Source organism: Streptomyces sp. NPDC054849 (genome assembly GCF_053610945.1).
The window spans coordinates 1-19,807 of sequence record NZ_JBSGZI010000129.1; the positions used below are offsets into that span (position 1 = coordinate 1).

Genomic DNA, 19,807 nt, shown 5'->3' on the forward strand with positions numbered 1-19,807 from the left:
GGGGTCCGGGAGGGGGGCCCGGTGGGCGCCGCGGCGGGGGGGCCGGCCCCCGCACCCCCGCGGGTCAGGACAGGGTCGTCTGGACCGACGTCGCCAGGGCGGACGCGGCGTGGGGGTCCAGGGGTTTGCCGTCCGTGGTGGTCACGTACAGCGTGTCCACCGCGTTGGCGCCGAGCGTCGAGACGTGCGCGCTGCGGACCCGGACGCCGCCGGACTCCAGCGCGCGCCCGATCCGGTGCAGCAGTCCCACCGCGTCGGGAGCGCGGACCTCCAGGACCGTGGCCAGCGAGGAGACGTCCGGGACCACCGTGACCCGGGGCGGCGGCGGGACCACCCCGCGCCGCCGCGGGTACGCCGCCTCACGGTCCGCCAGCTTCGCGGGGACGTCCAGCGAGCCGTCCAGGGCGCGGACCAGGTCGGTACGGAGCCGTGAGCCCTGCGGCAGCGCACCGTATTCGGCAGCCACCCGCCACCGCAGTACGAGGACCTCGCCGAGCTGGTCCGGCAGCTCCACGGAGCGCAGGTCCGCCGCCCGTACGGTGAGCCGGTGCAGGGCCAGCACCCCGGCCACCGCCGGCAGGACCCCCGGCTGGTCGGGGACCGCCACGACGAGTTCCACGCCGACCGCGTCCTCCTCCTGGCGGGTGTGGAGCGCCAGGACCGGCTCCCCGGTGCGCAGGGCTTCCACCGCCAGGCGTTCCGATTCCGTGGTCGGGATCTCGGGTTCCCGCGCCGCCGGGGCCGTGCCGCGCAGGACTGCGGCGACCCGCGCGACGAGGTCCGCCACGAGCGATCCCCGCCATGCGCTCCACGCCGCCGGGCCGGTGGCCAGGGCGTCCGCCTCCGTCAGGGCGTGCAGTATCTCCAGCGTGCCCACCGACCCCACGGCGTCGGCGACGGAGCGGACCGTGTCCGGGTCCTCCAGGTCGCGCCGGGTCGCGGTGTCGATCAACAGCAGGTGGTGCCGTACGAGCGCGCCCAGCACGTCGATGTCCTGCGCGTCGAAGCCGATCCGTGCGGCGACGTCGCGGGCGATGGTCTCGCCGGCCACCGAGTGGTCGCCCGGCCAGCCCTTGCCGATGTCGTGCAGCAGCGCGGCCATCAGCAGCAGGTCGGGGCGGCCGACCCGGCGGGTGAGGGCCGAGGCGCGCACCGCCGTCTCGATCAGATGCCGGTCCACCGTCCAGGTGTGGACGGGGTTGCGCTGCGGGCGGCAGTGCACCCGCTCCCAGTCCGGGAGAAGCCTCGTGATCAGGCCTTCCGCCTCCATGGCCTCCCACACGGCGACCGTCGGCTCCCCTGCGCCGAGGAGTGTGAGCAGCTGCTCCCGGGCCTCCGCCGGCCAGGGCACCGGCAGGGCCTTGCCCTGCTGGGCGAGCCTGCGTACGGCGTGCGGTGATACGGGAAGCCCCGCCTGCGCCGCGGCCGCGGCGAAGCGCAGGGGCAGCACGGCGTCCCGGTCCGGGCGGGCGGCCAGGGCCAGTACGGCCTCGCCGTCGGATTCCACCACCCCTTCGGCCAGCGGTGCCCGCGCCGCCGGGGTGCCCCGGGTGCCCAGCAGCCCGCGCAGCCGGGGCCGGGCGGCGCGCGCCCGCAGCACCCGCCCGACCTCCCGCCAGGTCACGTCGCCGGCGTACGCGACGACCCGCGCGGCCTCGTACACCTCGCGGAGCAGCGCGTCCGCGTCGAGCAGCCCGAGCTGCGCCGCGACCTGGTCCTGCTCCTGGAGCGAGAGGCGGTCGGTGGCCCGGCCGGTCACCAGGTGCAGGGCGTCCCGTGCGTCCAGCAGCCGCCTCCGGGCCTCGGCGAGGCCCTCGCGCGGGGCGTCGGCCAGCCAGGACGCGGCGACCGCCCGCAGCGCGGTGACGTCCCGGAGCCCGCCGCGGGCCTCCTTGAGGTCGGGTTCGAGCAGGAAGCGGAGCTCCCCGGCCCGCTCGGCCCGCTCGCGGCACAGGGCGTGCAGCTGCGGGAGGCGTTTGGACGCCTGGTTGCGCCAGTCGGCCAGTACGGAGGTCCGCAGGCCGGCGAGGAGCCCGGCGTCGCCGGCGACGGTCCGGGCGTCCAGCAGTCCGAGGTGCACTTTGAGGTCCTCGGAGGCGGTCTTGCGGGCCTCGCCGGGGGTCCGTACCGAGTGGTCGAGGGCGAGGCCGAGGTCCCAGACCGGGTACCAGACGCGGTCGGCCAGCGCGCTCAGCGCCCGCGGCTCCGCCTTGCCGTCGTGCAGCAGCACCAGGTCGAGGTCGCTGCGCGGGGAGAGTTCGGCCCTCCCGTAGCCGCCGACCGCCACCAGGGTGGCGCCGCGGACGCCGGTCTCCCGGACTGCGGTCGTGAACAGGGCGTTCAGCCATTCGTCGGTCAGCCCGGCCAGGGCGGAACGCCGCGAAGGCCCGGACCGCGACTCCTCCTGGAGGAGTCGCAGCCGGGCCGCGGCGTATCCGCTGGGTCCCGAGTCGGCCGTGTGGTCGGTGTTGTCTTCGACGCTCGTCACCCGGGAACTCCCGTCACCTAGAGCGCGTCAGCGCCGCGCTCGCCGGTGCGGACCCGTACGACCGAGTCCACGGGGACGCTCCACACCTTGCCGTCGCCGATCTTGCCAGTGGCCGCCGCGCTCACGATCACCCGGATCAGTTCCTCGGCGTCGGAGTCCTCGACCAGCACCTCGATGCGGATCTTGGGGACGAGGTCGACCTGGTACTCGGCACCGCGGTAGACCTCGGTGTGGCCGCGCTGGCGGCCGTAGCCGCTGGCCTCGGTGACCGTGAGTCCCTGCACTCCGAAGGCCTGGAGGGCTTCCTTGATCTCGTCCAGCTTGTGCGGCTTGACGATCGCGGTGATCAGCTTCATGCGTCAACCTTCTTGCTCGCTGCGGAGGGGGTGGGGGCGGCGGTGCTCCGCGAGGCGGCTCCGCCACCGGCTCCGCTGAAGTCGTAGGCGGTCTCGGCGTGCTCGACCTGGTCGATGCCGGCGACCTCGTCGTCCTCGGCGACCCGCATCCCGATCGTCTTGTCGAGGAGGAAGGCGAGCAGCGCGGACGCCACCAGAGAGTAGGCGAGGACGGAGAAGACTCCGACGGCCTGCTTGCCGAGCTGCTCCAGGCCGCCGCCGTAGAAGAGGCCGGCCACGTCGGACTGGACCCCGCCGGTGGCGAAGAAGCCGACGAGCAGGGAGCCGACAATGCCGCCGACGAGGTGGACACCGACCACGTCGAGGGAGTCGTCGTAGCCGAACTTGTACTTGAGGCCCACGGCCATGGCGCACAGCAGACCGGCGATGGCGCCGACGGCGATCGCGCCGAGCGGGCTGACGGCTCCGCCGGCCGGGGTGATGGCGACGAGGCCGGCGACCGCGCCGGAGGCCGCGCCGAGGGTGGTGAAGGAGCCGTGGCGCAGCTTCTCGTAGCCGAGCCAGGCGAGCATGGCGGCGGCGGTGGCGACCTGGGTGTTGACGAACATGACCGCGCCGACGCCGTCGTCGTTGCCGAGCCAGGAGCCCGCGTTGAAGCCGAACCAGCCGAACCAGAGGAGACCGGCGCCGAGCATCACGAGCGGGAGGCTGTGCGGGCGCATCGGGTCCCTCTTGAACCCGACGCGCTTGCCGATGACCAGGATCACGCCGAGGGCGGCGGCGCCTGCGTTGATGTGGACGGCCGTGCCGCCCGCGAAGTCGATGACGCCCATCTCGAAGAGCCAGCCGCCGGCGCCCCAGACCCAGTGGGCTACGGGGAAGTAGACGACGGTGACCCACAGGACCGTGAACAGGACCCACGCGCTGAACTTCACGCGGTCGGCGAGGGCGCCGCTGATCAGGGCGGGGGTGATCACGGCGAACATCAGCTGGAAGACGGCGAAGACGTACACCGGGATGGTGTAGCCGTCCCACAGCTCGGTGATCCCGATCCCGCTGAGGCCCACGTAGTCGGAGTTCCAGCCGATGAGGCCGCCGGAGTCGGTGCCGAAGGCGAGGCTGAAGCCGTAGAGCACCCAGAGGATCGTCACGATCCCGAGGCTGATGAAGCTCATCATCAGCATGTTGAGGCTGCTCTTGACGCGGACCATGCCTCCGTAGAAGAAGGCGAGTCCCGGGGTCATCAGCATGACCAGGGCGGAGCAGATGAGCATGAACCCGGTGTTCGCGGCAGACAGCGTCGGGGCGTCTGCTGCGAGGGTCGTGATGGCTGATGCCATCGGCGTCTCCTCGTCGTCGGTACGTTCGCGTGCGGGCGATCGTGAAAACCTGAGCGGCTGCAATAAGAACTGGCCGGTTATTGGCCATGAGATTCGCGCAGGCCGGTTTCCGGCGGCGCCGCTGGGTGTTTCGTGCCCGTGACGAAGAGGTCCGGCGTGTTACGCGTCCATGAACGGGGCGTACGCGAAAACCGGCCGCGGCAGTACCCGGATGTCCTGGCTGGGGGAGCCTGATCGGGCTTCACGGGGTGACTGCCGCGGCCGGGGCCTCGGGGGCGGCCGCCTGGGCCGTCAGACGGCCTCCGCGGCTTCGGGGAGCCGGGAGGCGAGGTGGTCGGTGAGCCGGACCACTTCGGCGACGTCGCCGTACTCACGGGCGGCGGCGTCGACGGTCTTGCGCAGCCTGGTGTTCACCCGTTCGGACCGCACCTTTCCCGCCACGTCGAGGGCACGGTCGACGAGGACCGCTGCCTGCTCGGGCTCACGCTGGAGCAGGTGCACGGTGGCCATGCCGATGAGGTTGAGGGCGTAGGAGCGCTGGTGCTCCTCGTCCTTCTCGAAGAGCTCCACGGCCCGTTCCATGACGGGTTCGGCGAGGGAGGCGTACATGGGGCTGCGGCCGGCGACGTAGGCCAGGTCCCGGTACGAATGGGAGTTCTCGCCGTTCAGCTCCGCCTCGGAGAAGAAGCGGATCCAGTCGGGTTCGGGCTCGCCCCCGAGGCCGACGTCGCCGAAGGTGTCCTCGGCCATCCGCACGGCCCGCTTGCAGCGGCTGGGCTGGCCCATGTTGGCGTAGGCGCGGGCCTCCATCGCATACAGCATGGCCTGGGTGCGCGGGCCGGCGCAGTCGCGGCTGCCGTACTGCGCGAGGTGGACGAGTTCCAGCGCGTCCTCGGGACGGCCCAGGTGGATCATCTGGCGGCTCATGCTGGAGAGGATGTACGAGCCGAGGGGCTTGTCGCCGCCCTCCTTGGCGGCGTGCAGCGCCAGCACGAAGTACTTCTGCGCGGTCGGGTGCAGGCCGATGTCGTAGCTCATCCAGCCGGCCAGTTCGGCCAGTTCCGCGGCGACCTTGAAGAGCCGCTTCATCACCGGGGCCGGGTGGTTCTCCTGGAGCAGGTCGGTGACCTCGTGGAGCTGGCCCACGACGGCCTTGCGGCGCAGTCCGCCCCCGCACTGGGCGTCCCACTGGCGGAACATCACGGTGGTGGCGTCGAGGAGCCCGAGTTCCGGTTCGGAGAGCCGGGGCGGGCGGTGGCCGCCGAGGGCCCCCGTCGGCCCCGCCTCCCGCGGTCCCGGGTCGGCGGCCGGGACCGGGACGAGCCAGCGCTGCATGGGCTCGATGAGGGCGGGGCCGGCGGAGAGGGCGAGCGAGGTGCCGAGGAAGCCCCGGCGGGCGAGCATCAGGTCGCTGCGGGAGAACTCGCCGAGCAGTTCGACGGTCTGCGGGCCGGCCCAGGGCAGGTCGACTCCGGAGACGGAGGGGGTCTGGTGGGCGGTGCGCAGGCCGAGCTGCTCGATGGCGACGACGGAGCCGAAGCGCTCGGAGAACAGCTCGGACAGGATGCGCGGGACGGGCTCGCGGGGCTGTTCACCGTCGAGCCAGCGGCGTACCCGGGAGGTGTCGGTGCTGATGTGGTGGGCGCCCATCTGGCGGGCCCGGCGGTTGACCTGACGGGCGAGTTCGCCCTTGGACCAACCGCTGCGGACGAACCACGAGGTCAGCTGGTCGTTCCGCGCAGCAGCGTCCTCGATCGTTCCGCTTGCGCTGTTGCCGCTCACTGGAACGCCCCCATCCGCTCAGCCTCTTCCTCACGAAACCCTGGCGGGAGCGCCGAGCGCCGCCACGGACCTTCACAGGTCCTTCACGTATTGCCTCCGGCATACCCACGGATGGGCCCACTTTCGGGTTCGTGCACCGAAAGTAATCCTACGGTCACCCCTCCGGGGAGGTCGATTCCAGAAACGCCACCATTCGCCACCCCTTCGAATGAACTAGCCACCGGCCAGGCGCGATTCACTTGACACCAAGGTGAAAACGGATCGGATGTACGGAGTGCGCTCGGGGCGCGCGCGGCGAGGAGTGCGCCGGGCCGCACCGGTCGGCGCCCCGCGGCGGAGTGCCGGCGGCAGCGGGCGGAGCGCCGACAGCAGGTCCGTCCGGCGTCGTAACCACCGGCGCGTCCGACCCGTTGGAGGGGGCATGGGCATGGGCTTCACGATCGGCGGCAGCCGCAGCACCAAGGAGTTCCGTTCCGGCACCCGGCGCCGCGGCCGGACCTCGGAGTGCACGGCGGTGGCGGAGTACACCGGACTGTGGGGCTGGGACGTGGTCCCCGGCGCCCGCGCCGCGGCGTCCGCCCGCGACTGCTCCTGCGGGGACGCGCAGTGCACCGCACCCGGGGCGCATCCCCTGGCCTTCGCCCCCACGGTCCCGGCCGGGGCCACCCTGGACGAGGTCACCGAGGCCTGGGGCGAGTACCCGGGCGCCGCGGTGCTGCTCCCCGTGGGTCGCGTCTTCGACGTCATCGAGGTCTCCGAGGAGGCCGGGCGGCGCGCGCTGGTGCGCCTGGAGCGGATGGGCCTGCCCCTCGGTCCGGTCATCGTGACCGCGGAGGGGCGGGCGCAGTTCTTCGTGGCCCCGGGCGCGGCGGCCGGGCTGCCGCAGCTGCTGTACCGGATGGGCTGGGACGACGCCGACCTCGACCTGCGGGCGCTGGGCCGTGGTGCCTTCGTGACGGCCCCGCCCTCCGACCGGGCCGGGCTGGGCCAGGTCGGCTGGCTGCGGCCGCCCACGCTCGACTCCGCCGGGGGCCCGCCGCAGGCCCGGCTGCTGCTGGGCACCCTCGCCTACATCTGTCACCGCTTCCGCCGGTAGTCGCCCCGCGCTCACACCGGTGCCCCCGCGCTCACGCCGGTGCCCCCACGCTCCGTTCGGAACGCGGGGGCACCGGTATGCCGGGTGCGCCGGGCCGGTCGCCTAGTCGCCGATCAGGGCGTCGACGAACGCCTCCGGCTCGAAGGGGGCCAGGTCGTCCGGACCCTCGCCGAGACCGACGAGCTTGACCGGGACGCCCAGTTCCCGCTGGACGGCGACCACGATGCCGCCCTTGGCCGTGCCGTCGAGCTTGGTGAGGACGATGCCGGTGATGTCCACGACCTCGGCGAAGACGCGGGCCTGGGTCAGGCCGTTCTGCCCGGTGGTGGCGTCCAGGACCAGCAGGATCTCGTCCAGCGGGCCGTGCTTCTCCACGACACGCTTGACCTTGCCGAGCTCGTCCATGAGGCCGGTCTTGGTGTGCAGGCGGCCGGCGGTGTCGATGAGCACCACGTCGGCACCCTCGGCGATGCCCTCCTTGACCGCGTCGTAGGCGATCGACGCCGGGTCGCCGCCCTCGGGGCCGCGCACGGTACGGGCGCCGACGCGCTCGCCCCAGGTCTGGAGCTGGTCGGCGGCCGCGGCGCGGAAGGTGTCGGCCGCGCCGAGCACCACGCTGCGGCCGTCCGCCACGAGCACCCGGGCGAGCTTGCCGGTGGTGGTGGTCTTACCGGTGCCGTTGACACCGACGACCATGATCACACCGGGGGTGTCCACGCCGCTCTCGGTCTTCACGGCGCGGTCGAAGTCGGTGCCGACGAGGGTCAGCAGCTCCTCCTTGAGCAGGGCGCGCAGGTCCGCCGGGGTGCGCGTGCCGAGCACCTTGACCCGCTCGCGCAACCGCTCGACGAGCTCCTGGGTCGGCACGACACCGACGTCCGCGATGAGGAGGGTCTCCTCGATCTCCTCCCAGGTGTCCTCGTCGAGGTGCTCCCGGGAGAGCAGCGTGAGCAGCCCCTTGCCGAGGGAGTTCTGCGACCGGGCGAGGCGGGCGCGCAGCCGGACCAGGCGGCCCGCGGTGGGCTCGGGCACCTCGATCGCGGGCGCGGCCGGGGCTAGGTCCGCGACGGGCGCCTCGACCGGAGCGGTGGCCTCCGGGAGGACGACCTCCTCGATCGTGCGGCGCGGCTCTTCCGCCGTCTCTACGGCGTCCTCCCCCACCTGCGGTTCGGCAGGCGGGGCAGTGATGGTCGGCGTGCTCGGCGGCGTGGGCGGCAGCTGCTTCTTCTTGCGGCTGCTGACCAGGAGACCGCTGATCGCGCCGACCGCGACCAGGGCGATGACTACAGCAAGGATGAGGATGTCCATAACCTCACCAGTATCGGCCACCGGCGCCCCAGAGCTCGGACCTTGGATGTTCACACCAGGACGTAAGCCGCATTCTCCGGTTTCAGTGGCAAATCCACGATGCTGGACGACCCTGCCGGCCGTGTCGTCTCCACAGCCGGACCCGGCCGCCGCGCAGGAGCCCGCGCTCGCCGGATCCCTGTCCAACTGACGCTACGTCAGCTAACGTCCCCCTTCGCCCACCCACCCACATCCGGCGAAGGGGGACTTCTCCATGCCCATCACCGTGGCCCGGTTCAATCTCGTCGACCCGAACGGCACCCCCGAGTCCCTCTCCGCCCGCTACAAGGCGGCCCTGGAGATGGCCCGGTACGCGGACGACCGCGGGATCGACACCATCCAGACCGAGGAGCACCACGGCACCGACAACAACTGGCTGCCCTCCCCCTTCGCCTTCGCCGGCGCCGTCTTCGGCGCCACCCGCCGGATCGCCGTCACCGTCTCGGCGATCATCGGCCCGCTGTACGACCCGCTGAAGGTGGCCGAGGACATCGCCGTCCTGGACCTGCTGAGCGGCGGGCGCCTGGTCACCGTGGCGGGCATCGGCTACCGACCGGCGGAGTACGAGCAGCACGGCGTGGAGTGGGGGCGGCGCGGCCGGCTCCAGGACGAGCTGCTGGAGACCCTGCTGAAGGCGTGGACCGGCGAGCCCTTCGAGTTCCGCGGCCGCACGGTACGGGTCACGCCGACGCCGTTCACCCGGCCGCACCCGCTGCTCCTGGTGGGCGGCAGCTCCGAGGCGGCCGCCCGCCGCGCGGCCCGGCTCGGGCTGCCGTTCTTCCCGAGCGCGCACCTGCCGGAGCTGGAGGCGTACTACACCGCACGGCTGGCGGAGTACGGCACGGAGGGCTTCTGCATGATGCCGGCGGCCGAGACCCCGCTGCTGCACATCGCGGAGGATCCGGACCGGGTCTGGGCCGAGCACGGCGAGCGCTTCCTGCACGAGGCGGGCATGTACGCGTCCTGGCAGTCCAAGGACATCCGCAGCGCCGTACGGTCGAACGCGCGCTCGGTGGCACAGCTGCGCGAGGAGGGGGTGTACCGGATCCTCACCCCGGACGAGGCGGTCGCGTACGGGCGGGGCGCGGGCGAGGCCGGGAACCTGGTCCTGCACCCGCTGTGCGGCGGGATGCCGCTGGACGAGGGCTGGCGCAGCCTGCACCTGCTGTGCGAACAGGTACTGCCCCGGCTCAAGGACTGAGCCGGGGCAGTATCGAGGAGAGGGGTGGTGGCGGGGATGGTCACCCCATCTCCTCCAGCGCCTTGCCCTTGGTCTCCGGCACCCACTTGAGGATGAACGGGATCGAGAGCAGGGCGAAGAACGTGTAGATCACGTACGCGCCGGACAGGTTCCAGTCGGAGAGCGTCGGGAACGAGACGGTGATGACCCAGTTGGCGACCCACTGGGCCGCGGCGGCGACGCCGAGCGCCGCGGCCCGGATGCGGTTCGGGAACATCTCACCGAGCAGCACCCAGACCACCACGCCCCAGGACAGGGCGAAGAAGAGCACGAAGGAGTGCGCCGCGATGAGCGCGACCGTGCCCTGGGTCTCGGGGATGGAGATCTCGCCGGCGACCTCGGACTTGTAAGAGAAGGCCCACGCGCAGAGACCGAGCGAGACGGCCATGCCGGCCGAGCCGATGAGGGCGAGCGGCTTGCGGCCGATCCGGTCGACGAAGATCATCGCGATCACCGTGCCGACGATGTTGATGATCGACGTGGTGAACGAGTAGAGGAACGAGCTGGTCGGGTCGATGCCGACGGACTGCCACAGCGAGGAGCTGTAGTAGAAGATCACGTTGATGCCGACGAGCTGCTGGAAGACGGAGAGGCCGATGCCGACCCAGACGATGGGCAGCAGTCCGAACCGGCCGCCGAGCAGGTCCTTGAAGGTGGACTTGTGCTCGGAGCGCATCGCCAGCTCGATCTCGTGGACGCGTCCGTCCAGATCGATCTTCGAGCCCTCGACCTCGCTGAGCACCTTCCTGGCCTCGTCGTTGCGGCCGACGGAGATCAGGAAGCGGGGGGACTCCGGGATCACGAAGGACATCAGCCCGTAGAGCACGGCCGGGACGACCATGACGCCCAGCATCCACTGCCAGGCCTCCAGGCCGCCGATCTCGCCGCGCTGATCGCCGTCGGCGAGGTTCAGGATGCCCCAGTTGACCAGCTGGGAGACGGCGATGCCGATGACGATGGCGGCCTGCTGGAAGGAGGCGAGCCGGCCGCGGTAGGCGGGCGGGGACACCTCGGCGATGTAGGCGGGGCCGATGACGGAGGCCATGCCGATGCCGAAGCCGCCGATCACCCGCCACATTGCGAGATCCCAGAGGGCGAACGGGAGGGCCGATCCGACGGCGCTCGCCGTGAAGAGGACGGCGGCGATCTGCATGCAGCGGATGCGGCCGAGCCGGTCGGCGAGCCGGCCTGCGGTGGCGGCGCCGAACGCACAGCCGATCAGCGCGGCGGCGATCACCTGCGCGAGCACCTCCGAGCCGACGTCGAACCGTTCGCGGATCGCGACGACGGCGCCGTTGATGACGGAGCTGTCGTATCCGAAGAGGAAGCCGCCCATGGCCGCGGCCGCTGCGATGAAGATGACGTGGCCGAGGTGGTCGGGCCGCGGCGAGGGTCCGCCGCCCGGGGCCGGGGCCTGCTCAGTGCTGCTGGTCAAGGTGTGCTCCGTGGGGGGTTCGTCCGTCCTTACAGTGGCGCACAGTTCAAGATCGGGCACCACCCGAAGGCGGGAGACAGCGGAGCGAGCCTATGCCTTCATTTCCTGAAGTCAATACTTGGCGTGAAGTTCGGGTAGGGCAGGAAGAGTAGGTTGTGAATTCACTTCTTGAAGTGATAGGCCTTAGCGGAGCCGCTGACTGATGACCTTCGAGACCCCGTCTCCCTGCATCGAGACGCCGTAGAGCGCGTCGGCGACCTCCATCGTCCGCTTCTGATGCGTGATCACGATCAGCTGCGAGCTCTCCTGGAGCTCCTCCATGATGCGGATCAGCCGCTGCAGGTTGGTGTCGTCGAGCGCGGCCTCGACCTCGTCCATCACGTAGAACGGGCTGGGGCGCGCCTTGAAGATGGACACCAGCAGGGCCACGGCGGTCAGCGAGCGTTCGCCGCCGGAGAGCAGCGACAGCCGCTTGACCTTCTTGCCCGGCGGACGGGCCTCCACGTCGACACCGGTGGCCAGCATGTTGTCGGGGTCGGTCAGGATCAGCCGGCCCTCGCCACCCGGGAACAGCCGCGAGAACACCCCCTCGAACTCCCGGGCCGTGTCCCGGTACGCCTCGGTGAAGACCTGCTCGACCCGCTCGTCGACCTCCTTCACGACTTGAAGGAGATCCGCTCGCGTCTTACGGAGATCCTCCAGCTGTTCGCTGAGGAATCGGTGGCGCTCCTCCAGCGCCGCGAACTCCTCCAGCGCGAGCGGGTTGACCTTGCCCAGCTGCTGGTAGGCGCGTTCGGCCGCCTTGAGCCGCTTCTCCTGCTGGGCCCGGACGAAGGGGCCGGGACGGTTGCGCGGGTGCTCCGGATCCTCCGGCAGCTCCTCGCCCTCGGCGGGCGGGGACGGGGGTACCGGCTGGTCGGGGCCGTACTCGGCGACCAGCCCGGCGGCCTCCATGCCGAACTCCTCCAGCGCCTTGGCCTCCAGCGCCTCGATGCGCAGCCGCTGCTCGGCCCCGAGCACCTCTCCGCGGTGGACGGAGTCGGTGAGCTTGTCGAGCTCCCCCTTCAGGTCGCGCCCACGGTTCCGCGCCTCGCCGAGTTCCCGTTCGCGCAGACCCTTGGCCTGTTCGGCGAGGACCCGCTCCTCGTCGGCCCTGCGGAGAGAGACCTCCACATGCGCGAGGAGCTGCCGGGAGCCGTCGGCCACCGCGCGGGCCACCTCCGCCTCGTGCCGCAGCCGCGCCCGGCGCCGCTCGGCGCGGGCCCGGGCCTCGCGTTCCGCCCTGGCCGCGCGGTCGAGTGAATCCGCCCGCCCGGCCAGCCCCTTGACCCGCTCCTCATGGGTCCGGAGCTGCAGCCGGGCCTCCATCTCGGTCTGCCGGGCGTTGGCCCCGTCGGCCGCGAGGCGATCGCGCCGGGAGCTGTCCGGCTCGTCCTCCACCGGCATCTCCTCGGCGGTCTCGAGCCGCTGCGCGCACTCCTCCACGTCGGCCAGCGCCTGCTCCAGCGCGTCCTGGGCCTTCGCGGCGGCGGCGGCGCTGCGCTCGGCCTCGCCGGCGGCCCCCTTCGCCTGCCCGGCGAGCCGCCCCAGCTGCTGGGCGACCCCGGCCCGGGCGTGTTCCGCGGCGCGCCGCCGCTCGGCGAGCTCCTCGACCAGGGCGGCCGCCTCCTGGCGGCGGGCCTGGGCGGCCTCCTGGGCCTCGCCGAGCTCCGCGCACCGGTCGTCCAGCCGGGCCAGCTCCGCCGCCGCCTCGTCGACGGCGGCCTGCACCTCGATCAGGCTGGGGGCCCCGGCGGAGCCGCCGTGCGCGAGGTGCGCCCCGAGTACGTCGCCGTCGAGGGTCACGGCCACTGCGTCGGGCCGCTCCGCGACGAGCACCTCGGCCTCGTCGAGGGTGCCTACCACGACGTGGTCCCGCAGGACCCAGGCGGCCGCCCGGCGCACCTCGGCGTCCCCGTCGACCAGCCGGGCGGCGGGAACGCCCTCGCCTGCGGCGCCGGTCCGGGGGTCCTGCCCCCGACCCCGCGCCTCGCGCACCGGGGAGGCCGGATCGTTCCCGGCGGGGCTGGACTGCGGGCAGGGCCAAGTCGGCCCCGCCGGCGTCCGAGACGCGGATGCGGGCAGGTCCCGCTCCCGGGAGGAGGCGGGGTGGGGGAAGGCTCCCCCGGCCTCGCCCTGCCCGGCCGGTGCGGCACCCGGCTGACCGTCGACAGCGGGGACCTGACCGGGGAGGACGGCGTCTGCGGCGGTCGCGGGCGCGTGCCCCGCGCTCCGGTGCGCAAGGACAGGTCCCGCCGAGTCGGCCTCGGACCCGGGTCCCTGGCTCGGCAGGGCCGGATCTGCTGCGGCGATCTCGGCCACAGGGCCCTGATCTGGGCGGACAGAGTCCGTCAGGGCGGCCTCAGGTCCTTGTCCCTGGCCGGACACTGCGTGATCGTCCGAGACGGCTGCAGGCCTATGGCCCTGGCCGGGCAGGCCGGAACCGGGCGAAGCGATCGCACCCCCGGAACCCTGGCCCGACACGGCCTGAACCGCCGGACCAACCTCAAAGCCATGCCCCTGGCCCGGCAGGGCAGGACCAGCCGAGGGGGCCGTGGGCCCGTGGCTCCGCACGCCCCGGCCCGGGAGGGCAGCCGGTGGGGTGATCAGGAGCGTGGCGCGGCCGGCGTCCGACTCGCGGAGGTGGCGGATGGCGTCGGCCGCCGCCCGCGGGGAGGCCACCGCCAGCGCGTCCGCCGCCGAGCCCAGCGCCGCGGCCACGGCGATTTCGTACCCCGGGGTCACCGACAGCCGCTCCGCCGCCGGACCCAGCAGCCCGGCCAGCCGCTGACGCGCCGCGAGCAGCGCGCCCGTACCGTCCTTGCGGCGCAGCCCCAGCGCCAGCGCGTCCCGCCGCGCGGACACCGCAGCCCGCGCACGCTCCGCACCGGACAGGGCGTCCCGCGCGGCGGACAGCTCCGCCTCCGCCACCGTCAGCTCGGCCCGCGCCGCCTCGTGGTCCGCGTCCACCGCCGGATCGTCGAGCCCGCCGACCTCTTCCGCCAGCGCCTCGTACTCCGCCTGCGCGGAGCCGGCCCGGGCCTCCGCCTCGTCCCGCGCCGCGACCAGCCGGTCGATCTCGGCCTGCGCCGCCCCGGCCCGGGAACGAGCCGCGCCGAGCCGTCCCGTCAGCCGGGCCAGCCCCTCGCGCCGGTCGGCGATGGCCCGCGCGGCGTCCCGCAGCCGTCGTTCCTCCTCGGCCAGCGCCCGCTCCAGCTCCGCCCGGTGCTCAGCCGTGTCCTCCAGTGCCCGTGAGGCCGCCTCCAGAGCCGCCGTCAGTTCCGCCTCCTGCTCGCGGATCCGCGCGGCCTCCCGCTCCATGTCCTCCGGATCGCGTCCGCGCCGCTCCTCCTCCGCCGGAGCCGTCGCGCTCTTGACCCGCGCATCCGCCAGCGACGCGGTCCCCCGCACGCGCTCGGCGAGCTGCGAGAGCTCGTACCAGGTCTGCTGTGCCCGCTGCAGCCGCGGCGCGAGCTCCCGTACTGTCTCCTCCAGCTCCGCCTCGCGCCGCAGCGCGCCCGCGAGCTGGGCCTCGGCGGCCTCCTTGCGCTCCTTCAGTGCCGCCTCGTCCGCGATCTCCGCGTCGAGCGCGCGCCGCAGCGTGACGAGGTCGTCGGCGAGCAGCCGCAGCCGCGCGTCGCGCAGGTCCGCCTGGATCACAGCGGCCCGCCGGGCGACCGCCGCCTGCCGTCCCAGGGGCTTGAGCTGGCGTCTCAGCTCGTCGTTGAGGTCCTGCACGCGCGCGAGGTTGGCCTGCATCGCGTCCAGCTTCCGCAGCGCCTTCTCTTTCCGCTTGCGGTGCTTCAGCACGCCGGCCGCCTCCTCGATGAAGGCGCGGCGTCCCATCGGATCGGCGTGCAGGACGGAGTCCAGCTGGCCCTGCCCCACGATGACGTGCATCTCGCGCCCGATGCCGGAGTCGGAGAGCAGCTCCTGGATGTCGAGCAGGCGGCAGGTGTCCCCGTTGATCTGGTACTCGCTGCTGCCGCCGCGGAACATGATCCGGGTGATCGTTACTTCGGCGTAGTCGATGGGCAGCGCGCCGTCGGAGTTGTCGATCGTCAGCGACACCTCGGCGCGCCCGAGCGGCGGCCGCCCGGTGGTCCCCGCGAAGATGACGTCTTCCATCTTCCCGCCGCGCAGGGACTTGGCCCCTTGTTCGCCCATGACCCAGGACAGCGCGTCCACCACATTGGACTTGCCCGACCCGTTCGGACCCACGACACAGGTGATGCCGGGTTCGAAGCGCAGGGTGGTGGCGGAGGCGAAGGATTTGAAGCCACGCAGGGTCAGGGACTTGAGGTGCACGCCGCCGGACTCTACCTTTCACGTTCGGTTTCACCCATGAAGGTGCAGGGCACAACTGACGTTAAAGGCATCAGGCCCCCCACCCGGCTCTCTGGTATCCGGCGCGGCGCGGCCAAAGAAAGAAGGGACGCCGAAGCGTCCCTTGCAGATCATGCGGTGCTGGAGTCGAGCGACGAGTGAACGGATCAGGTGAGCGCAGGCTCCGCCTGGGGTACGTCGATGTCGATGCTGTCCAGCAGCGAGTCTCCGTCGTGCTGAGCGGCGGCCGCGTTCAGCGCGTCATTTTCGGACTGAATCCGTACGAGCTCGGACTCGAGGTCCTGGACGCGCTGCTGAAGCCGTCGCATCTCGGCGAGGAGTCGCGGATCGGAACCGCCGACGTAACCGAGAAGCGCCTTTGCCATGATGGATGGTCCTCCACACTGAGTGACCGACCGAAGCGGTGTGGGTCGTGAGGGAATCGCACCCGCGGATGTCCGGCAGCAACTGACAGTCACTGCGCTTACTACTGCCAACACTGCCAAACAGCTCAGGTGCGCGGGGCTTCCAGCGTCTCACCAAAAAGTTTGACGGTCAACACGATCACGCCCCGTATCGGCGGGCGCCCCGCCCCTCGTACGGGGGCTGGAGATCATCCTCATCTCCGAGCCTTCCACGGATCGCCCGCATCGGCAACGCGTCGGCGGAGAATGCGCAGTTCCGGCCGTGTGCGGACGGTTCAAGGGTGCGATGAGTGCATGATCAGCCGATCGGTCACCGCATCCCGAATCCGTCGTAGCCACCGCGCGGTGTCCCCCAGATCTCTGTCACCCCGTCCACCCGGCCGGGCGTGTCGGAGGAGCGCAGCCAGTCGAGCAGCCGGTGGCAATTCTCACGTTGACCTTCGGCGACCACCTGTACTCGCCCGTCGTCGAGGTTGAGCGCGAAGCCGACGACCCCGCCGATCTCCAGGGCGTTCTCCCTGGTGAACCAGCGGAAGCCCACTCCCTGCACACGGCCGCGCACCCAGGCGGTCAGACGGACGTCTTCATTCATGCGTGCACGCTAACCGGGCGAAGACTTTTGGGACACATCGCCCCCTGGCCTCATGGCGTACAGTCGCGCAGCAATGAACTCACCCATTTGGGTGAGTAAGGGATGATCTTGACCCGCAAGGAAGGCCCGATCGATGGGACGCCACCGACTCCACGCCGCTCCGCGCCGCGGCGGCAAGCACGGCACCGCCCTGCGCACCGGCCTGCTGGGCATCTCGGTGGCCGTGGCCCTCGGCACGGCGGCCGTCACCACCGGCATGATGCCGGTCGGCGGCTCGTTCCCCTATGTGGGCGTCAGCGCCGCAGGCAACGCCGACACCACGGCGGCCGGGGCCAAGGCCTCCCCCAGCCCCGACAGCACGCTCCGGCAGCAGCTCGGTCTCCCCAACCTGACCGGCCGGCCCTCCGCGGGCGCCGGCACGGGCACCGCCGCCGCAAGTCCGTCCGCCTCTCCTTCCCCGTCCGCCTCTGCTTCCCCGTCGGCCTCTGCTTCCCCGTCGGCCTCCGCTTCACCGAGCCCCCTGCGGTCCGCCTCGCCGAGCGCCCCGCCCTCGCCGCCGGCCTCGGCACCCGCGCCGGCCAAGCCCTCGCCCGTGCCGGCCCCCTCCACCAAGGCGCCGCTGAAGAGCGCCGCTCCGGCCGCCCCGGTCCCGGCGCCGTCGAAGCCGGCCGCCCCTGCCACCCGGCCCTCGCTGGACGGGCACTCCGCGGAGGAGACCGCCGTGGTCGCCCTCGTGAATCTGGAGCGCGCGCAGGCCGGGTGCGGTCCGGTCCGGGCCAATCCGCCGCTCGCGGCGCTGGCCGGGGCCTTCAGCAAGGACATGGCCACTCGCAGCTTCTTCAGCCACGACGACCCCGACGGCGACACCCCGTGGGACCGCGCCGCCCAGGCCGGCCTCTCGGGTCTCGGCGGCGAGAACATCGCCCGCGGGCAGGGCGACGCCGATGCCGTGATGAAGGCCTGGATGAACAGCCCGGGCCACAAGGCGAACATCCTCAACTGCGAGTTCCGCACCCTGGGCGTCGGCGCCCACTTCGCCGCCGGCGGCCCCTGGTGGACCCAGGACTTCGGCTTCTAGAAAGGGTCGGGCGGAGCGGCTTCGCCTGAGGAGCTCCGCCCGAAGGGATCCGCCCGAAGGGCCCGTCGGAGAGCCGCCGGAGCGGGGCCGCCTGAGCGGGGCCGCGGCGGCTCAGCCGGCAGCGACGACTCAGACGGCGGCGGCCAGGGCGGCGCGGCCCGCCACGACGACGCGGGTCTGCTCGGCGACACGGCGGCCCAGGTGCTCCGCGGTCGCGATGTCGGCCTTGTGGACGGCGTCCGCACCCTCGTCCGCGTTGGACTGGGCGGCGGCGCCGGAGAAGAAGCCGAGGCGGTTGAGGTCGTTCTCTGAGCCCGTGCTGGTGTTCCAGCCCGGCTTCAGACCCAGGTTGACCCAGCTCATGCCGTGCTGCGCGGCCAGCGTCTGGAAGAAGTGCAGGGTGTTGAGCTTGTCTCCGCTCTTGGACCCGGAGTTCGTGAAGCCGGCGGCCACCTTGTCCTGCCAGGCGTCGCCGAACCAGCGCTTCGAGGTGGCCTCGGCGAAGACGTGGAAGGCGCCGGAGGCGGTGCCCATGTAGGTCGGCGAGCCGAAGACGATCGCGTCGGACCCGTCGAGCAGCTCCCACTGCGCGTCGTCGATCTCGTCGACCTTGATCAAGTGGACGGTCGCCCCGGCGTCCGCGGCGCCGCTGCGGACGGCCTCGGCGATGACCGCGGTGTGGCCGTAGCCGGAGTGGTAGGCGATCGAGACGACGGGGGTGTGCGTGATACCGGACATGGGCTGGGTCTCTCCCTCGGACGTACCTCACCGCAGCACGGGGCGTGGTGCGACGAGAGAAAGAGAATCACTAACTTTTAGAAAGCGCAACCCAACAGATAGCGCTGCCGAGGAGTACGCTTTCCCCATGGAGACCCCTGCCTGCACCGAAGCCGCCTCGTGCGAACCACCGTTCGACGTGTTCGCGCGTGCCTGCCCGTCCCGGGAAACGCTGGAACACGTGACCGGCCGCTGGGGCAGCCTCACCGTGGGCGCCCTGCGCGAAGGGCCGTGCCGCTTCAACGAACTGCGTCGGCGGGTGGAGGGCGTGAGCGAGAAGATGCTCTCCCAGACACTGCACGCGCTGGAGCGCGACGGCATCGTCAACCGCGAGGCGCAGCCGACGAACCCGCCGCGTGTCGACTACGAGCTGACCCCGCTCGGCACCGAGGTCGCCGACCGGCTGCTGGCGCTCATCCAGTGCCTGGAGGGGAACATGCCGGCGGTGCTGACCGCCCGGGAGTCCTACGAGGCCGCGCGCGGCGGCCGCTGACAGCGCGGGCAGAAGTAGCTCGACCTGTTCATCCACGGGCGGCGCCGCATCGGCGTACCGCAGCGGCGGCAGGGTTCGTCCTCGCGCCCGTAGGCGTCGAGCGAGCGGTCGAAGTACCCGGATTCGCCGTTCACGTTGACGTACAGGCTGTCGAAGCTGGTGCCGCCGACGGCCAGGGCGGCGTTCATGACGTCCCGTACGTGACCCAGGAGTTCCGCGCTCCGGGGGCGCGTGAGGCTGCCGGTGGGGCGCTCGTAGTGCAGCTTGGCGCGCCACAGCGCCTCGTCCGCGTAGATGTTGCCGACCCCGCTGATCAGGGACTGGTCCAGGAGCGCCCGCTTGACGGTGGTCCGCTTGGCGCGCAGGGCGAGGTGGTAGGCCACTTCGTCGAACAGCGGGTCCAGCGGATCCCGCGCGATGTGCGCGATGACGTCGGGCAGCCCGTCGGTGCTGTCGGCGGCGGCGTCGTGCAGCGAGAGCCCGCCGAAGGTCCGCTGGTCCACGAAGCGCAGCTCCGTCCCGGTGGCGCCCGCGGCGGAGCCGCTGTCGGAATCAGTGAACCGCACCCGGATCCGCAGGTGCTTCTCGTCGGGCGCGTCCTGCGGCCGGACGAGCAGCTGCCCGCTCATCCCAAGGTGCCCGAGCACCGAGAGGTCCCGCCCCTCCAAGGGCAGCCACAGGTACTTTCCGCGCCGCTGCGGCACCCCGAGGGTCTCCCCGCGCAGCCGCGCCGCGAAGTCGGCGCCGCCGCCCGGATGGCGCCGCACCGCGCGCGGGTGCAGCACCTCGACGGACTCGACGGTCCGCCCGGCCACCCAGCGCTCCAACCCCCGCCGCACGACTTCGACTTCGGGCAGCTCGGGCACGGCGTTCCTCCGGAGGGGTGTGGTCAGGGGCGCTGCCGGCGAGCGTACCGGCCGCCCGGCAAACGGAACCGTGCCCGAGCACCGAGAGGTCCCGCCCCTCCAAGGGCAGCCACAGGTACTTTCCGCG

At 72.3% G+C, this 19,807-nt stretch carries 15 protein-coding genes; 4 read left to right on the forward strand and 11 right to left on the reverse strand.

The features are described from left to right. Window positions 1-64 precede the first annotated feature (64 nt). From ACWGIF_RS34400 to nsdA, 4 genes are all read right to left on the reverse strand, one after another. On the reverse strand, window positions 65-2,488 hold the full coding sequence (locus tag ACWGIF_RS34400) for a [protein-PII] uridylyltransferase (RefSeq protein WP_453503397.1): 2,424 nt from the start codon (window positions 2,486-2,488) through the stop codon (window positions 65-67). A 17-nt stretch (window positions 2,489-2,505) separates the two neighbouring features. Next, complete coding sequence (locus tag ACWGIF_RS34405) at window positions 2,506-2,844, reverse strand: P-II family nitrogen regulator (protein WP_326587800.1); 339 nt, start codon at window positions 2,842-2,844, stop codon at window positions 2,506-2,508. Then, window positions 2,841-4,184: an ammonium transporter gene (locus ACWGIF_RS34410; RefSeq protein WP_453503398.1), complete on the reverse strand. Its 1,344-nt coding sequence runs from the start codon at window positions 4,182-4,184 to the stop codon at window positions 2,841-2,843. The genes ACWGIF_RS34405 and ACWGIF_RS34410 overlap by 4 nt, the downstream gene beginning before the upstream one ends. A gap of 291 nt (window positions 4,185-4,475) precedes the next feature. Then, window positions 4,476-5,966, reverse strand: coding sequence for a transcriptional repressor NsdA (gene nsdA / locus ACWGIF_RS34415; RefSeq protein WP_453503399.1), 1,491 nt, complete (start codon window positions 5,964-5,966; stop codon window positions 4,476-4,478). Between the two features lie 427 nt (window positions 5,967-6,393). Between nsdA and ACWGIF_RS34420 the strand changes: the two genes are divergently transcribed. Then, window positions 6,394-7,062, forward strand: coding sequence for a bifunctional DNA primase/polymerase (locus ACWGIF_RS34420; RefSeq protein ID WP_453503401.1), 669 nt, complete (start codon window positions 6,394-6,396; stop codon window positions 7,060-7,062). Window positions 7,063-7,164: 102 nt separating this feature from the next. Here ACWGIF_RS34420 and ftsY read toward each other — a convergent pair whose 3' ends face one another. Beyond that, a complete protein-coding gene (gene ftsY / locus ACWGIF_RS34425; protein WP_453503403.1) occupies window positions 7,165-8,370 on the reverse strand; it encodes a signal recognition particle-docking protein FtsY in 1,206 nt (401 codons plus the stop codon). 253 nt (window positions 8,371-8,623) lie between these two features. Here ftsY and ACWGIF_RS34430 point away from each other — a divergent pair, with 253 nt between their 5' ends. Then, window positions 8,624-9,610: an LLM class flavin-dependent oxidoreductase gene (locus ACWGIF_RS34430; protein ID WP_453503405.1), complete on the forward strand. Its 987-nt coding sequence runs from the start codon at window positions 8,624-8,626 to the stop codon at window positions 9,608-9,610. Window positions 9,611-9,650: 40 nt separating this feature from the next. Here ACWGIF_RS34430 and ACWGIF_RS34435 read toward each other — a convergent pair whose 3' ends face one another. From ACWGIF_RS34435 to ACWGIF_RS34450, 4 genes are all read right to left on the reverse strand, one after another. Next, window positions 9,651-11,084 carry a sugar porter family MFS transporter gene (locus ACWGIF_RS34435; protein WP_453503406.1) on the reverse strand — a complete coding sequence of 478 codons (1,434 nt, stop codon included), beginning with the start codon at window positions 11,082-11,084 and terminating at the stop codon, window positions 9,651-9,653. Window positions 11,085-11,267: 183 nt separating this feature from the next. Then, window positions 11,268-15,431 (reverse strand): AAA family ATPase, encoded by a 4,164-nt coding sequence (locus ACWGIF_RS34440; protein WP_453503408.1) that lies wholly within the window; start codon window positions 15,429-15,431, stop codon window positions 11,268-11,270. Window positions 15,432-15,616: 185 nt separating this feature from the next. After that, a complete protein-coding gene (locus tag ACWGIF_RS34445) occupies window positions 15,617-15,835 on the reverse strand; it encodes a hypothetical protein (RefSeq protein ID WP_030032603.1) in 219 nt (72 codons plus the stop codon). A gap of 349 nt (window positions 15,836-16,184) precedes the next feature. Further along, window positions 16,185-16,466 carry an acylphosphatase gene (locus tag ACWGIF_RS34450; protein ID WP_030012523.1) on the reverse strand — a complete coding sequence of 94 codons (282 nt, stop codon included), beginning with the start codon at window positions 16,464-16,466 and terminating at the stop codon, window positions 16,185-16,187. Window positions 16,467-16,599: 133 nt separating this feature from the next. On the opposite strand from ACWGIF_RS34450, the gene ACWGIF_RS34455 reads away from it, so the two are divergent. Next, on the forward strand, window positions 16,600-17,544 hold the full coding sequence (locus tag ACWGIF_RS34455) for a CAP domain-containing protein (RefSeq protein ID WP_453503410.1): 945 nt from the start codon (window positions 16,600-16,602) through the stop codon (window positions 17,542-17,544). 129 nt (window positions 17,545-17,673) lie between these two features. On the opposite strand, the gene ACWGIF_RS34460 is transcribed toward ACWGIF_RS34455, so the two are convergent. Further along, window positions 17,674-18,282, reverse strand: coding sequence for a flavodoxin family protein (locus tag ACWGIF_RS34460; RefSeq protein WP_453503411.1), 609 nt, complete (start codon window positions 18,280-18,282; stop codon window positions 17,674-17,676). Window positions 18,283-18,409: 127 nt separating this feature from the next. On the opposite strand from ACWGIF_RS34460, the gene ACWGIF_RS34465 reads away from it, so the two are divergent. Then, entirely contained in the window at window positions 18,410-18,814 is a 405-nt protein-coding gene (locus ACWGIF_RS34465; RefSeq protein WP_453503413.1) for a winged helix-turn-helix transcriptional regulator, read from the forward strand. On the opposite strand, the gene mutM is transcribed toward ACWGIF_RS34465, so the two are convergent. Continuing rightward, window positions 18,787-19,680 (reverse strand): bifunctional DNA-formamidopyrimidine glycosylase/DNA-(apurinic or apyrimidinic site) lyase, encoded by an 894-nt coding sequence (gene mutM, locus ACWGIF_RS34470; RefSeq protein ID WP_453503414.1) that lies wholly within the window; start codon window positions 19,678-19,680, stop codon window positions 18,787-18,789. The genes ACWGIF_RS34465 and mutM overlap by 28 nt on opposite strands. Window positions 19,681-19,807: the final 127 nt, after the last annotated feature.